Consider the following 15,549-nt stretch of genomic DNA (forward strand, 5'->3'; position numbering starts at 1 on the left):
CCGAGCTGGTAAAACAAGGGCCTGCCTGACGGCAGGCCCTAACCAGCCCGAACACAAAAAAACTGATACTCCCCGGACGGATACCCTTTTTTGTTGAATCTGTCCGGTTTTCTGCAGATAAAAAAAGGGGCGGTATGACCCGCCCACATTTTATCCCTGATCCCTGTATTCCGTTGTCATCATCCTGATGAATCGCATCCTGCGATGTCCTTGTCCGTCATCCTTGATGGCCTGTGCCTGTCCGTTGGCACAGCTTCGATATTAGAGATTTAAACCCGCAGAGCAACACCTCAAACGCTCCAGGATATTTCCATGTCAATCACCTTAAAAATATAATCTCTATTTAAAACAACGTGTTAAATCCGTAAACACAGCTGTTTGGCGACAAGCCTCACTGTTGTTACCTGAATGACTTACAGCAACCGTACGCAATGACTTACAGGCTTTGAAAGCTGAAAGGCCGAGCAGGCGCATTGACCTACGACATTCAAATAACGAAAGACATATAAAAAGGCCGATATACACACTCTGTGTTATATCGGCCCTGGATTGACATTACGAGGGGCTGGTTACTGGAAGAGAGACTCGCTGGACAAGCCGTTTTTTTCAAGGATCTCACGCAGGCGCTTGAGCCCTTCAACCTGAATCTGCCTGACCCGCTCACGCGTCAGACCGATCTCAAGCCCTACATCTTCAAGTGTGCTGCTTTCATGTCCGCGCAAGCCAAAGCGACGGATGACAACCTCCCGTTGCTTCTCGGTCAACTCAGACAACCATTGATCGATGCTCTGGGACAGATCATCGTCCTGCAGCAGCTCACAGGGGTCGGTCGGACGATCGTCGGTCAAGGTGTCGAGCAGCGTCTTGTCCGAATCAGGCCCCAGCGAGACGTCCACCGACGAGACACGCTCGTTGAGACCGAGCATGCGCTTGACCTCACCTACCGGTTTTTCCAGCAGATTGGCGATTTCTTCGGGAGAAGGTTCATGATCCAGCTTCTGGGTCAGCTCTCGGGCCGCGCGCAGATAAACATTCAGCTCCTTGACGACGTGAATCGGCAGCCGGATGGTCCGGGTCTGATTCATGATCGCGCGTTCGATGGTCTGGCGAATCCACCAGGTGGCGTAGGTGGAAAAACGAAAGCCGCGTTCAGGGTCGAATTTTTCAACCGCCCGAATCAACCCCAGGTTGCCCTCCTCGATCAGGTCAAGCAATGACAGCCCACGATTGACATAACGTCTGGCAATTTTAACTACCAGACGCAGATTGCTTTCAATCATGCGTTTGCGCCCGGCCGGGTCTCCACTTTGCGACAGACGCGCAAAATGAACTTCTTCTTCCGGGGATAGTAGAGGAGAAAAACCGATTTCATTGAGGTACAGCTGGGTAGCATCAAGCGCCCGCGTGTAGTCAATGTACTTGTGTTGTTTGAGCGATGTTGAATGCTTGACCTTGGCGCGTCCGGAGGCAGCGGGTGGCTGCTTCTCGTTTGACGCTTCCTTCAGGACAATGCCGGCTTCCATAAGGAGCACTTCATCATCGATGTCAAACTCCGGCGCTTCGTTGCCAAGAGCCATTGTTTTAGTCCTTTGGTGAGTTCGACCTCAAGCTCCAGTATCGCCTGATTCCATGGCAACACTTGAGCCTGTTCCTAATACGCCCGGAACAGGCTGGCAACTATCAACGACGAGGCAAAAATCCCAATGGATCTACAGGTTTCCCTTGGCGGCGAATCTCAAAATGCAGTTTCACCCGGTCAGTTCCTGTTGACCCCATCTCGGCAATCGTTTGCCCTGCCTTGACCTGTTGACCTTCCCGTACCAAAAGCCTGCGATTATGACCGTAGGCACTGACGTAGGTATCGCTGTGTTTGATGATGATCAATTCGCCGTAGCCCCGTAATCCACTTCCGGCGTAAACAACTGAACCATCAGACGCTGCCAAAACAGGCTGTCCCAAATCACCAGCGATATCAATTCCTTTATTCAAACTGCCGTTTGAGGAAAATTTTCCTATCAAAATGCCACTTGAAGGCCAGGTCCAACCCGTCGGAGACTTGCCGGCCGGGCCTGTCCCGGTGGTCGCAGAAGGAGGTATTACCACAGGTACAACCGCAACAGGCTTGGAAATAACCGTAGTTTTGACGGACCCGGAACTGCTGGTGCTGGTTGATGTAGAGGTCACGGGACGTCCTGCGCCAGAAGTCGACGCTACGTCCTGCGTTGAAGAGGAGCGCCCGTCAAAGCGAATTGTCTGACCTGGCTTGATGGTAAACGGCTCGGGGATCTGATTACGGGCAGCCAGCGCTTTCCAGTCCCAGCCGTAACGGAATGCAATAGAAAAAAGCGTGTCACCGCGCCTGACCACGTATTGGCCGGTGGTTACCGTCGGGCGCTGGGCAACGGCATTACCGTTACGATCAACGACACGAACACCGCCTGAAGGCGTGCTGGAGCAGCCGACCAAAAGGACACTGAGAGCAATGCCAATCACCAGACGCTGATAACTTCTTGAAGACCTGAGCTGCTGAATGACTGTGAGACTCACCCGCCACTCCCTTTACTGGTGACTGAATTCAAAAAAGATGCCTATTGTGCCGTAATAGCGACGGGCAGCCAGTGATTAACCGTTGAAAAAACGTTGTTATGTATCAATCAGCTACATGGAATGATGCCATCAGGCCATTCAACATTCCGGGCCGCGCGCTGTAGACCAATGACTGAAGCCAGAATTCACTGTTTACCGCAGACAATCTTCACGCGATTGGCCCGTTGAGCAGTGGCACGAAGCGCACAGCCCCCAGTACGTGCCGGGAAAAACCGTTTTCTTCACGGATGATCAGCATCAATTGCTGAACCTCTCCCGAACCCACCGGTATGACCAGCCGACCTCCAGGTGCCAGTTGATCAAGCAGCGCCTGCGGTACGTCGGTTGCCACTGCCGTGACGATGATGCCGTTATAAGGTGCCAGAGCAGGCCAGCCTTCCCAGCCGTCGCCCCAGCGGAAAACCACATTACGCAGATTGAGCTCGACCAGACGCTCCTTGGCGCGGTCCTGAAGGACTTTGATACGCTCGACCGAAAATACACGCTCCACCAGCTGCGCCAGCACCGCGGTTTGGTAGCCCGACCCTGTACCGATCTCCATGACCTTGTCCAGCGGACCTGCTGCCAATAGCAGCTCGCTCATCCGCGCGACCATGTAAGGCTGGGAAATCGTCTGGTTGTGGCCGATGGGCAGCGCTGTGTCTTCATAAGCGCGATGCGCCAGCGCTTCATCGACAAACAGATGCCGGGGCGTCTTGCGAATGACGTCCAGCACCCGCTGGTTGGAAATACCCTCTTCGCAGAGGCGCTGGATCAGACGTTCACGGGTGCGCTGCGAGGTCATCCCGATCCCGCGACGCAATAGATCATCCTGCTCGCGCGACATCAACGAAGACCCTCCAGCCAGGTATTCAGGCTGCTGAATCCGTCCTGATAAGTTCGATCCAGCTGCAACGGTGTAATCGATACGTAACCCTGTATCACCGCATGGAAGTCGGTGCCAGCACCGCCGTCCTCTACATCGCCGGCAGCGGCAATCCAGTAGCCGGCACGACCACGCGGGTCGACAACCTTTACCGGCGCCGCAGCACGGGCACGGTGCCCCAGTCGGGTCAGTTGAATGCCGCGGATATGCTCAAGCGGCAGGTTCGGAATATTCACGTTCAGTACCGTGCGGGGTGGCAGGTCGAGTTGCTCATGGGCCTCGACCAGCAAACGCGCATAATGCGCCGCCGTCGCCAGATTATCCGGCTGACGTGACAAAAACGAAAAGGCAAACGACGGACGCTGCAGAAAACGCCCTTCAAGCGCTGCAGCGACCGTTCCGGAATACAGTACATCGTCGCCCAGATTGGCACCCAGGTTGATACCTGAAACCACCATGTCCGGTTGATGCTCCAATAACCCATGAATCCCCAGATGCACGCAGTCGGCCGGCGTACCATTGAGACTGATGAAGCCATTGGCCAGTGTATGTGGGTGCAAGGGCCGGTCGAGTGTCAGGGAACTGCTGGCACCGCTTTTGTCCTGATCAGGGGCGATCACCACGCACTCGGCATAGTCCGCCAGCGCCGCATGGAGCGCGACAAGACCGGGCGCGTTCACCCCGTCATCATTTGATATCAGAATACGCATGGGCTGTCCGTCTGCCCAACCGGCACCAGATCAATGAGTTCGCGCACTAAAACGGTGGCGAAGCATCCGGGCGGAAGGACGAATTCCAGTTGCAGAATGTCAGACTCGGGATAATGCCACGTCAGCCGCCCAATGGGCAGTCGCAGGATGCGTCGTTCGTGCGCCATGCCCGCTCTGACCAGCCAGTCACGCAACTCAGACTCATCATTGGCGATGGCATTTTCCAGTTCTGCCGTCGCGCCACCCGCTGGCGAAGGGCCTTCACCCCACTGTGGCCCGGTAGGGTGCAGATCGAGAATCGCCAGGCGAGGATCGCTGCACTCATCAACGCCCGCCGGAAAAAAGCTGCGGCTGTCGGTGAAAGCCAGCAAATCCCCTACCTGAGCCTTTTCCCAGCTGCCATCGGCAACGCGGGCTGCCAGAACCCGATTGAACAGGTAGCTGCGCGCTGTGGATAACAATCGCGAACGCACCGCACGTTGCTCAGGCAGCGCTTTGCGGGCAGCGTAATCGCGTGCCTCGCCAAGATTTCCGCCCTGATAACCGAAACGCTGCGTACCAAAGTAGTTGGGGATGCCCTGCCGGGCAATTATTTCAAGGCGCTGGTTCAAAGCGTCCGTATCAGCGTCCAGTTGCGTCAGCCGCAGCGTAAAGCCATTCGCTGCGTGAGCACCGCGTTGTAGCTTGCGCTTGTGTCGAGTGCTTTTGAGAATCTGCAGCGTATCGTCCTGCGCGGCCGACAGATCAGGATCGGCCTTGCCCGGCAGTTGAATGCTGAACCACTGGCGGGTCAGTGCCTGGCGGTCCTTGAGACCGGCATAGCTGACCGTACGCAACTGCACCCCCGCGGCCCGGGCCAGCCGACGTGCCGCCTCTTCGGTATTCAGGCCGCGTTTTTCGACCCACAGCCATAAATGCTCGCCATCGCCTGAAAGCGGAATGTCCAGCACTTCGTCGACCTGAAAGTCTTCGGCAGTCGCCTTGAGGGCTGCACGACCCAGTGCATCGCCGTAGGCCCTGGGGCCAAGCAGTTCAAGTTCATTCATGCGCGCAGCAACAACGCAACGGCATGCACCGCGATGCCTTCTTCACGTCCGGTAAAGCCGAGTTTTTCTGTCGTTGTCGCTTTCACGTTCACCTGGTCCAGCTCAACCTGTAGATCTTCAGCGATCAAGGCACGCATGGCATCGATATGCGGTGCCATTTTCGGTGCCTGGGCAACGATGGTGGCGTCGACATTACCGACTTTCCAGCCTTTGCCGTGGATCTGCTTGAGGACATGACGCAGCAGCACGCGGCTGTCGGCACCTTTGAACTGCGGATCGGTGTCAGGAAAGTGCTTGCCGATATCGCCCAGTGCCGCGGCCCCCAGGAGCGCATCGCTCAGGGCATGCAGCAGGACATCGCCATCGGAATGGGCCAGCAGGCCGAACCCGTGTGCAATCCGCACGCCGCCCAAGGTAATGAAGTCGCCTTCAGCGAAACGGTGCACATCATAGCCATGGCCAATACGCATAAAAAAACGCCCTGAAAAAAGTCAGGGCGTGATTCTAGCTGCTTTGGCGCTCGTTAGCTGTTCAAGGCTTCAGCGTGATGCCTTAGATGGTCTTCGATGAAGCTGGCGATGAAGAAATAGCTGTGGTCATAACCTGGCTGCATCCGCAAGGTCAGCGGATAGTTCGCAGCCTTGGCGGCCTGAACCAGAACTTCAGGCTTGAGCTGATTGACCAGAAAGTCATCACGATCACCCTGATCAACCAGCGTAGGCAGTTTTTCCGACGCTTGCCCAATCAACACACTGGCATCCCACTCGCGCCAACGCGAACGGTCTTCACCCAGATAACGGGAGAACGCCTTTTGCCCCCACGGGCAGTCAATCGGATTGCTGATCGGCGAGAACGCCGATACCGACCTGTAGCGACCGGGATTGCGCAGTGCGCAGACCAGCGCCCCATGCCCGCCCATCGAGTGCCCGCTGATACTGCGCGCCTCTGACGCCGGGAAGTGCTCTTCGATAAGGGCTGGCAGCTCCCTGACGACGTAATCATGCATCTGGTAATGCCGCGCATATGGCTGTTCGGTGGCATTGAGATAGAAGCCTGCCCCTTGACCGAAGTCCCAGGCACCCTCAGGGTCGTCTGCTACGTCGGCACCGCGCGGGCTGGTGTCGGGTGCCACGATAATAATGCCCAGCTCGGCAGCGAGCCGGTGAGCTGCGGCTTTCTGCATGAAGTTCTCGTCGGTGCAGGTCAGACCGGACAACCAGTACAGCACCGGGAGCTTGCTGCCCTGCTCTGCCTGGGGCGGCAGATAGACCGCAAACACCATGTCACAACCCAGTACTTGAGAGTGGTGTTTGTAACGCTTGTGCCAGCCGCCGAAGCTTTTCTGGCAGGAAATATTTTCCAAAGGCATGTCGCTTCCTCCAGTTGCAAGCGGCAAGCTACAAGCATGTAACAAATCTTCGTGCTTGCCGCTTGCCGCTGCTCCTCAAAAATGAATGACGGTGCGGATGCTTTTGCCTTCATGCATCAGGTCGAACGCCTTGTTGATGTCTTCCAGGCCCATGGTATGGGTGATGAACGTGTCCAGCGGGATTTCACCGGTCTGCGCCATGTCGACATAGCTTGGCAGTTCGGTGCGGCCACGCACGCCACCAAATGCCGAACCGCGCCAGACGCGTCCTGTCACCAGCTGGAACGGACGGGTAGAGATTTCCTGACCGGCACCGGCCACGCCGATAATGACCGACTCGCCCCAGCCCTTGTGGCAGGATTCCAGCGCTGCACGCATCAGTTGCACATTACCGATGCACTCAAACGAGAAGTCGACGCCGCCATCGGTCATGTCAACAATGACTTCCTGAATAGGACAGTCGAAATCTTTCGGATTGACGCAGTCAGTCGCGCCCAACTGTTTGGCGATCTCGAACTTGGCCGGGTTGATATCGATGGCGATGATTCGAGACGCTTTGGCTTTGACCGCGCCGATCAACGCTGAGAGGCCGATACCGCCCAGACCGAAGATCGCTACGGTATCGCCAGGCTTGACCTTGGCAGTGTTGAGCACCGCACCGATACCGGTGGTGACACCACAACCCAGCAGGCAGACTTTTTCCAGCGGTGCCTGTTTGTCGATTTTGGCCACCGAGATTTCCGGCAGTACGGTGTATTCGGAGAAGGTCGAAGTGCCCATGTAGTGGAAAATCGGCTCGCCCTTGTAGGAAAAACGCGTGGTGCCATCAGGCATCAGGCCTTTACCCTGCGTGGCACGAATCGCCTGACACAGGTTGGTCTTGCCCGAACGGCAGAATTTGCACTGGCGGCATTCCGGGGTGTACAGCGGAATAACGTGATCACCGACCGCGACAGAGGTGACACCTTCGCCAATGGCTTCGACAATCGCACCGCCTTCGTGGCCGAGGATCGATGGGAAAATCCCTTCGGGATCGGCACCGGAAAGTGTGTAGGCATCGGTATGGCAGACGCCGGAAGCCACTACTTTGAGCAGTACTTCTCCGGCCTTGGGCATGGCGACATCGACTTCAACGATCTCCAATGGCTTTTTGGCTTCAAAAGCGACAGCAGCGCGCGACTTGATCATCAAACTTCTCCGACGGGTAAAAACAAGGTTTGCAGTGTAGTACAGTGCCAATTGGCGAGTAATACGGCTAAAAGCAAAACATTAATGCTGTACAGGGATAATCCATGCACATCAATCGCTGGGAAGGTCTGGACGAATTCGTTGCGGTCGCTGAATGTGGCCAGTTCACAGCGGCAGCACAAAGGCTTGGGGTTTCCTCGTCACACATCAGCCGCCAGATCGTGCGCCTTGAAGAACGACTGCAAACCCGTTTGCTTTATCGCAGCACGCGCAAGGTCGCGCTGACCGAGGCTGGTCAAACTTTTTTGCATCACTGCCAACGTTTGCAGGACGGCCGCGAAGAAGCACTGCGCGCTGTAGGCGATCTGGCCAGCGAGCCAAAAGGGTTGCTGCGCATGACCTGCGCTGTGGCTTATGGCGAGCGCTTCATCACGCCCCTGGTGACACGCTTCATGGACCTGTATCCGCACTTGCGGGTCGACATTGAGCTGAGCAACGAAACGCTTGATCTGGTGCATGAAGGGATGGATCTGGCGATTCGCCTTGGCCGGCTACAGGATTCGCGCATGGTTGCAACCCGCCTCGCGCCACGGCAAATGTATCTGTGTGCTGCGCCTTCCTACATTGAACGCTACGGGCGACCTCACAGCCTGTCGGAACTGAATCGCCACAACTGTCTGGTCGGGGGCAGCGATACCTGGCAACTTCAGCAGAATGGCCGCGAGTTTTCTCAGAGAGTACAGGGCAACTGGCGCTGCAACAGCGGTCAGGCGGTGCTGGATGCCGCGCTACATGGGGTTGGCCTGTGTCAGTTGCCGGACTATTACGTGCAGAAACACCTCAATGACGGAACGCTGGTTTCATTGCTGGAAGCCCATCAACCGCCCAATACTGCCGTTTGGGCGCTCTATCCGCAGCAAAGGCACCTGTCGCCCAAGGTACGCAAGCTGGTGGACTATCTTAAAGAAGGATTGGCGATGCGCGATGAGTATCGCCAGTAGCTAATGGCCGAACTCAGTGCGGCGTTGACGCAACCATTCAAGATCCTCGGGGCGAGTGACCTTGATGTTATCGGACCGCCCTTCGATCAGGCGTGGCGACTGCCCCGCCCACTCGATGGCCGATGCCTCATCGGTGATGTTCACGTTCGACACCAGGCTGTCCGCCAGGGCGCGATGCAGGGCCCCAAGGCGAAACATCTGCGGCGTGAATGCTTGCCAGATCAGGCTCCGGTCGACAGTTTCAAGCACGCGACCACAGCTGTCGGCACGCTTGAGGGTATCGCGAGCCGGTACGGCCAGCAGGCCGCCAACCGGGTCGTCAGCCAGCTCACCGAGCAGATTATCCAGATCACTGCGCGCCAGATTAGGACGCGCAGCGTCATGCACCAGCACCCAGTCATTGTCACTCGCGCCCTGCGCATGCAGGTGCAGAAGCGCATTGAGCACCGAGCCTGAACGCTCGCTGCCGCCATCCACTCGTTGAATGCGGGCATCTTTAGCGCAGGGCAATGCAGCCCAGTAAGGGTCGTCCACAGCCAGACTGATCACCAGGCCCTTGAGCCGAGGGTGATCGAGAAAGCAAAGCAGGCTGTGTTCAAGAATTGTCAGGCCGCCCAGTTGCAAATATTGCTTGGGACGGTCAGCTGCCATACGAGCACCAATGCCCGCAGCAGGTATCACTGCCCAGAAGGCAGGAAGAAAGTCTTTCATGGCACCAACTTGATTATTGCGCGAGCTGGTAAAGGGTTTCGCCGTCCTTGACCATGCCGAGCTCATGTCGGGCACGTTCTTCGACGGTTTCCAGACCCTTTTTCAACTCCATGACCTCGGCATCAAGCACGCGGTTGCGCTCCAGCAGCACCTCATTCTCAGCGTGCTGGTCGGCAATCTGCTGAGTCAGGCTGGCCACTTGCGCAAGGCTTCCGTTACCGACCCAAAGGCGGTACTGCAAGCCAGCCAGCAACAGGAGCAGGACGAGGAACAACCAGTTAGGACTGCGCATTGAAATATCAGGTACCCAGTAAAAAAGACAGCAGAGCCAACGTGAACAACAAACGACTGAGGGCATTGAGCCTGACATAAGCCAGGCTCAATCACTCCAGATTACCGCGGAGCGTCAGCATCGGAGCTGCGCAGGCAAGTCAGGTGACTCGAGTCTGTGCAGCACTCTGCGTCTTTTTACCATCTATGGCTCAACCGCGAAACTCGGCACGACCACGATACGCGGCCTTGGAGCCCAATTGCTCCTCGATGCGCAGCAGTTGGTTGTACTTGGAGACGCGGTCGGAGCGGCACAGCGAACCGGTTTTGATCTGACCGGCAGACGTGCCCACAGCCAGGTCGGCAATGGTCGAGTCTTCGGTTTCGCCGGAACGGTGAGAGATGATCGCAGTGTAACCGGCAGCTTTGGCCATCTGAATGGCTTCCAGCGTTTCGGTCAGGGAGCCGATCTGGTTGAACTTGATCAGAATCGAGTTGGCGATCTTCTTGTCGATGCCTTCTTTCAGGATCTTGGTGTTGGTTACGAACAGGTCGTCACCGACCAGTTGGACTTTCTCGCCGATCTTGTCGGTGAGAACTTTCCAGCCATCCCAATCGGACTCGTCCAGACCGTCTTCAATGGAAATGATCGGGTGCTTGCGCGTCAGCTCGGCAAGGTATTCGGCAAACTCGGCGGAGCTGTACTCGCCCTCTTCGCTGAGTTTGTACTTGCCGTTCTTGTAGAACTCGCTCGCCGCGCAGTCCAGCGCCAGGGTCACGTCGGTGCCCAGCGTGTAACCCGCATTGGCGACGGCTTCGGCAATAGCGTCGAGCGCTTCCTTGTTGGACGCCAGGTTAGGCGCGAAACCGCCTTCGTCGCCAACAGCGGTGTTCAGGCCACGCGCCTTGAGCACTGCCTTGAGGTGATGGAAAATCTCGGTGCCCCAGCGCAGGCCTTCAGCGAAGGTTTTGGCGCCGACAGGCTGGATCATGAATTCCTGGATGTCGATGTTGTTATCAGCATGCTCGCCACCGTTGATGATGTTCATCATCGGCACCGGCATGGAGTACACGCCCGGTGTGCCATTGAGGTTGGCGATGTGCGCGTACAACGGCAGATCCTGATCCTGAGCCGCCGCCTTGGCAGCTGCCAGGGAGACCGCAAGAATTGCGTTTGCACCCAGGCTTGCCTTGTTCTCGGTGCCGTCCAGCTTGATCATCGCGTGATCCAGAGCCTTCTGGTCAACCGGGTCCTTGCCCAGAAGCAGGTCACGGATAGGGCCGTTGATGTTGGCTACAGCCTTCAGAACGCCCTTGCCCATGTAACGACTCTTGTCGCCATCACGCAGCTCCAGCGCTTCGCGCGAGCCGGTTGAAGCACCAGACGGCGCGCAGGCGCTGCCAACGATGCCGTTATCGAGGACCACATCTGCTTCTACAGTGGGATTGCCACGGGAGTCGAGAACTTCACGACCTTTGATGTCGACGATTTTTGCCATTGTTGTAAACACTCCAAGATTGACGAAAACGACGCAGCTGGGAAAACAATGCTCGCAGTCAGACGCAAAAAAAGGCAGGTCTGAATGCGACAACCCCGTCACGAATGACGGGGAACGGCACTTTACCGGAGAACCCTATTCAAGCGGTCTCTACGATCGGAAAACTTTTGACAAGTTCATCCAGTGACTTGAGCTGGGCCAGGAACGGCTCCAGCTTGTCCAGACGAAGGGCACACGGGCCGTCGCATTTGGCGTTGTCAGGGTCCGGATGCGCTTCAAGGAACAGGCCGGCCAGATTCTGGCTGATGCCTGCCTTGGCCAGATCCAGGACCTGAGCGCGGCGGCCACCGGCAGAATCGGAGCGACCACCCGGCATTTGCAGGGCGTGTGTCACATCGAACAGGATCGGGTATTCGAACTGCTTCATGACGCCGAAGCCGAGCATGTCCACCACCAGATTGTTGTAACCGAAGCTGGAACCCCGCTCGCAGAGAATCAACTGATCATTACCCGCCTCTTCGCACTTGGTCAGGATGTGTTTCATTTCCTGAGGTGCGAGAAACTGGGCTTTCTTGATGTTGATGACTGCTCCGGTCTTCGCCATCGCAACGACCAGATCGGTCTGACGCGACAGGAAGGCCGGCAACTGGATGATGTCGCACACTTCAGCAACCACGGCCGCCTGATGAGGCTCGTGCACGTCGGTGATCAGCGGCACGTTGAAGGTGCGCTTGATCTCTTCGAAAATACGCATGCCCTCTTCAAGGCCCGGCCCGCGGTAGGAATTCACCGAAGAGCGGTTGGCCTTGTCGAAGCTGGCTTTGAACACATAAGGGATACCGAGCTTTTCGGTCACCCTTACGTACTCTTCACAGACCTGCATGGCCATATCCCGGGACTCGAGTACGTTCATGCCGCCGAACAGCACCATTGGCTTGTCGTTGGCGATCTCGATCGAACCTACGCGAATTGTTTTCTGAGCCATGTGTGAAGTCCCTGTCAGGAGTTTTTCTGATGTTGAGCCAGTGCAGCCTTGACGAAACCGCTGAACAGCGGATGACCGTCACGGGGCGTGGAAGTGAATTCCGGGTGGAACTGGCAAGCGACGAACCATGGATGATCCGGTGCTTCGACCACTTCAACCAGCGCACCGTCGCCGGAGCGACCGGAAATCTTCAGTCCAGCCTCGATCAGTTGTGGCAGCAGATTGTTGTTCACTTCGTAGCGATGACGATGACGCTCGACAATCACGTCCTTGCGGTAGCAGTCGTGTACCAGCGAACCAGCTTCAAGCTGGCAATCCTGCGCCCCAAGACGCATGGTGCCGCCCAGATCGGAACTTTCGGTACGGGTTTCGACTGCACCAGTGGCATCTTCCCACTCGGTGATGAGACCCACCACGGCGTGCGCGCTGGTACGGTTGAACTCGGTGGAGTTGGCGTCTTTCCAGCCCAGCACGTTACGTGCGAACTCGATGACCGCCACTTGCATGCCCAGGCAGATGCCCAGATACGGAACCTTGTTTTCCCGTGCAAACTGGACGGCAGTGATCTTGCCCTCGACCCCACGCAGGCCAAAGCCGCCTGGAACCAGAATCGCATCCACGCCTTCAAGCAGGCCGGTGCCCTGGTTTTCGATGTCTTCGGAATCGATATAACGCAGGTTCACCTTGGTACGGTTGGTGATGCCGGCGTGGCTCATGGCTTCGATCAACGACTTGTAGGCGTCGAGCAGTTCCATGTATTTGCCGACCATCGCGATGGTGACTTCGTGCTCGGGGTTGAGCTTGGCGTCGACGACCTTGTCCCACTCGGACAGATCGGCACCCTCACATTGCAGGCCAAAGCGCTCGACCACAAAATCGTCCAGGCCTTGCGAATGCAGGATGCCCGGGATCTTGTAGATGGTGTCCGCGTCTTCAAGGGCGATAACCGCACGCTCTTCAACGTTGGTGAACTGAGCGATCTTGCGACGCGACGACACGTCGATCGGGTGGTCGGAGCGGCAGACCAGCACATCAGGCTGCAGACCGATGGAGCGTAATTCCTTCACCGAATGCTGAGTCGGCTTGGTCTTGGTCTCGCCGGCAGTAGCGATGTACGGCACCAGCGTCAGGTGCATCAGCATCGCGCGGCGTGCGCCGACTTCGAAACGCAACTGGCGGATGGCCTCGAGGAACGGCTGCGACTCGATGTCACCCACCGTGCCGCCGATTTCGACCAGCGCCACATCGGCATCGCCTGCACCCTTGATGATGCGGCGCTTGATTTCGTCGGTGATATGCGGAATGACCTGAATGGTCGCCCCCAGATAATCACCACGGCGCTCTTTGCGCAGGACGTGTTCGTACACACGGCCGGTGGTGAAGTTGTTGTTCTGGGTCATGGTGGTGCGGATGAACCGCTCGTAGTGACCAAGGTCCAGGTCGGTCTCGGCGCCGTCGTGAGTGACGAACACCTCACCGTGCTGGAACGGGCTCATGGTGCCTGGGTCCACGTTGATGTAGGGATCCAGTTTGAGCATGGTGACCTTGAGTCCCCGCGCCTCCAGGATGGCCGCCAATGAAGCCGAGGCAATGCCTTTCCCCAATGAAGAAACAACACCGCCCGTGACGAAGATGTAGCGCGTCATGAAAAACCCTAGAAGTCTGCGTTAAAGCGGTCAGAGCCGCCGGGGATAGCGAAGGAAGGCCGAAGCCCCCGATTACCGACAAAATTCACGGTGCACTCCCGAAACTGCTGCGTTGAAACCGACCGGCCGAAGCCAGTGTGGTGTGCGCTACATTTTAAGAATTACCCAGCAAACACTGGTTGGTAACCGGCAACTTGCGTTGTTTCAAAAGAACCAACAGAAGTTGTATCAAGAAGGGAGCGTAGTCTACCTGAAAGGGCCTTTCAGCTCAAACTTTGGTCGCTGGTCGGTACAACCCAGTGCAAACGCCAGCTTTCATTGGGCGAACCGTCCAGTCCAGGCAGGTTGGCGACGGCCAGCAGGTCATTATCACAGTAGAGCAGCGGCAATCTGCAGCGCAGAAAAACCGGTACAGCCTGCTCATTTAGCAGCCGTTTTAGATCACGACTGCCGCGTCCGCCGAGGTGCATCACCTCTCCTCCCTGCCGGTAGCGGATTTGCAGAGCGCCACACGGCACATCACCTTCAAGGCTTACCCAGCCATTGCCCGGCAAGTGCAACGGTGTGCGGCAGTCGGGCCAGTCTGTTACCGGGTGACGGACATACTCCCAGTCAGCGGGCACCCACCAGATGCAGCCCTGCGCCCTGTGAAGCTCGCCATCGGCAAGCCGCCACAGCGGACGGGCATCCTGCGCTGCGTCGCGCAATGCCTCCCAGCCAGCCCAGTGATCGGTATCCGGCAAACGCGTCAGCGGCGCAAGCCAGTGGCGCAGTGCATTGCGCTGCCTTGCTGCGGACAGCACGGCAAGCGGGCCAATGCTCAGCACCGGCAAACCAAGCCAGGCAAATGGTGTCGTGGCCTGGGCACCGGCCAGATCCTGCACCGCAAGCTCGTCCAGCAATTGCTGTGCTTCGCCGAGGTGGCACGCCGTGCGCGCCAAACTGATCGATGCCTGAGGCCATCTTGAGGTCAGCAATGGCAGCACGTCACTGCGCAAGAAGTTGCGCGAGAACCGAGAGTCGTCGTTGCTCGGGTCTTCGACCCAGTGCAGACCGTGCTGATGTGCGTAGCCTTCAAGTTCGACACGAGACACTGCCAACAGCGGTCGCACCAAATGCCCACGCCCCAGAATTCGCTGACCGGGCATGGCAGCCAGACCGCGTACACCAGCGCCGCGCAGCAGACGGAACAGCAGGGTCTCGGCCTGATCGTCACGGTGCTGGCCGGTGAGCAACACATCCCCCTCAGCCAGCCTGTCAGTGAACGCGGTGTAACGCGCCTGCCGGGCAGCCTGCTCGATGCTCGCACCAGGATCGACGTGTACCCGAACCAGCTCAAATGCCACACCCAGCGCCTGACAAACCCGCCGACAATGTTCAGGCCACGCATTGGCAGCGGCCTGCAGGCCGTGATGAACATGAATGGCGTGTAAGACAGGCAGGCTTTCGCACTTGGCGAGCTTAGCCAGAAGATGCAACAGCACCGTGGAATCGAGGCCACCGGAAAAGCCGATATGCCAGGTTGGCGCGTTGCGCCAGGGAGCCAAAACCTGAAGGAGCCTGGCAGGAAGGTCATGACCGCTGTGTGTGGAGGTGGTCATTGGTGTTTCTCACCGAACTTCGCTTATTCACGCACTGAACGGTTCAATGCT

15 protein-coding genes are annotated in these 15,549 nt (G+C 57.4%); 1 reads left to right on the plus strand and 14 read right to left on the minus strand.

Annotated features, from left to right (window positions below):
* Positions 1-569: 569 nt before the first annotated feature.
* The 8 genes from rpoS to AO277_RS17135 form a co-directional block, all read right to left on the minus strand.
* Positions 570-1,577, minus strand: coding sequence for an RNA polymerase sigma factor RpoS (gene rpoS, locus AO277_RS17100; protein WP_005733320.1), 1,008 nt, complete (start codon positions 1,575-1,577; stop codon positions 570-572).
* 103 nt (positions 1,578-1,680) lie between these two features.
* A complete protein-coding gene (locus AO277_RS17105) occupies positions 1,681-2,547 on the minus strand; it encodes a peptidoglycan DD-metalloendopeptidase family protein (protein WP_002554701.1) in 867 nt (288 codons plus the stop codon).
* A gap of 208 nt (positions 2,548-2,755) precedes the next feature.
* On the minus strand, positions 2,756-3,391 hold the full coding sequence (locus AO277_RS17110) for a protein-L-isoaspartate(D-aspartate) O-methyltransferase (RefSeq protein WP_002554702.1): 636 nt from the start codon (positions 3,389-3,391) through the stop codon (positions 2,756-2,758).
* Between the two features lie 41 nt (positions 3,392-3,432).
* A complete protein-coding gene (gene surE, locus AO277_RS17115; protein WP_002554703.1) occupies positions 3,433-4,182 on the minus strand; it encodes a 5'/3'-nucleotidase SurE in 750 nt (249 codons plus the stop codon).
* On the minus strand, positions 4,170-5,228 hold the full coding sequence (truD, locus tag AO277_RS17120; RefSeq protein ID WP_044317351.1) for a tRNA pseudouridine(13) synthase TruD: 1,059 nt from the start codon (positions 5,226-5,228) through the stop codon (positions 4,170-4,172). The genes surE and truD overlap by 13 nt, the downstream gene beginning before the upstream one ends.
* On the minus strand, positions 5,225-5,698 hold the full coding sequence (gene ispF, locus AO277_RS17125) for a 2-C-methyl-D-erythritol 2,4-cyclodiphosphate synthase (RefSeq protein ID WP_002554705.1): 474 nt from the start codon (positions 5,696-5,698) through the stop codon (positions 5,225-5,227). Before ispF ends, truD begins: the two co-directional genes overlap by 4 nt.
* Positions 5,699-5,751: 53 nt before the next feature.
* Complete coding sequence (fghA, locus tag AO277_RS17130) at positions 5,752-6,597, minus strand: S-formylglutathione hydrolase (RefSeq protein WP_005733317.1); 846 nt, start codon at positions 6,595-6,597, stop codon at positions 5,752-5,754.
* A gap of 75 nt (positions 6,598-6,672) precedes the next feature.
* A complete protein-coding gene (locus AO277_RS17135; protein ID WP_044317350.1) occupies positions 6,673-7,785 on the minus strand; it encodes an S-(hydroxymethyl)glutathione dehydrogenase/class III alcohol dehydrogenase in 1,113 nt (370 codons plus the stop codon).
* Positions 7,786-7,895: 110 nt separating this feature from the next.
* On the opposite strand from AO277_RS17135, the gene AO277_RS17140 reads away from it, so the two are divergent.
* Positions 7,896-8,786, plus strand: a complete 891-nt coding sequence (locus tag AO277_RS17140) for a LysR family transcriptional regulator (protein ID WP_170947352.1) — start codon at positions 7,896-7,898, stop codon at positions 8,784-8,786.
* Here the strand turns inward: AO277_RS17140 and ispD are convergent, their stop codons facing one another.
* The 6 genes from ispD to tilS form a co-directional block, all read right to left on the minus strand.
* Entirely contained in the window at positions 8,787-9,497 is a 711-nt protein-coding gene (ispD, locus tag AO277_RS17145; protein WP_044317349.1) for a 2-C-methyl-D-erythritol 4-phosphate cytidylyltransferase, read from the minus strand.
* A 13-nt stretch (positions 9,498-9,510) separates the two neighbouring features.
* Positions 9,511-9,789, minus strand: a complete 279-nt coding sequence (ftsB, locus tag AO277_RS17150; protein ID WP_002554710.1) for a cell division protein FtsB — start codon at positions 9,787-9,789, stop codon at positions 9,511-9,513.
* A gap of 190 nt (positions 9,790-9,979) precedes the next feature.
* Positions 9,980-11,266: a phosphopyruvate hydratase gene (gene eno / locus AO277_RS17155; RefSeq protein WP_004666020.1), complete on the minus strand. Its 1,287-nt coding sequence runs from the start codon at positions 11,264-11,266 to the stop codon at positions 9,980-9,982.
* 139 nt (positions 11,267-11,405) lie between these two features.
* Positions 11,406-12,251, minus strand: coding sequence for a 3-deoxy-8-phosphooctulonate synthase (kdsA, locus tag AO277_RS17160; protein ID WP_004666021.1), 846 nt, complete (start codon positions 12,249-12,251; stop codon positions 11,406-11,408).
* Positions 12,252-12,265: 14 nt separating this feature from the next.
* Positions 12,266-13,897: a CTP synthase gene (gene pyrG, locus AO277_RS17165; protein ID WP_002554712.1), complete on the minus strand. Its 1,632-nt coding sequence runs from the start codon at positions 13,895-13,897 to the stop codon at positions 12,266-12,268.
* Between the two features lie 263 nt (positions 13,898-14,160).
* The gene (gene tilS, locus AO277_RS17170; protein ID WP_044317348.1) at positions 14,161-15,498 is read right to left on the minus strand and encodes a tRNA lysidine(34) synthetase TilS; all 1,338 of its coding nucleotides are present in this window, start codon (positions 15,496-15,498) and stop codon (positions 14,161-14,163) included.
* Positions 15,499-15,549 lie beyond the last annotated feature (51 nt).

Origin of the sequence: Pseudomonas amygdali (assembly GCF_002699855.1) — a bacterium.
GTDB lineage: Bacteria > Pseudomonadota > Gammaproteobacteria > Pseudomonadales > Pseudomonadaceae > Aquipseudomonas > Aquipseudomonas amygdali.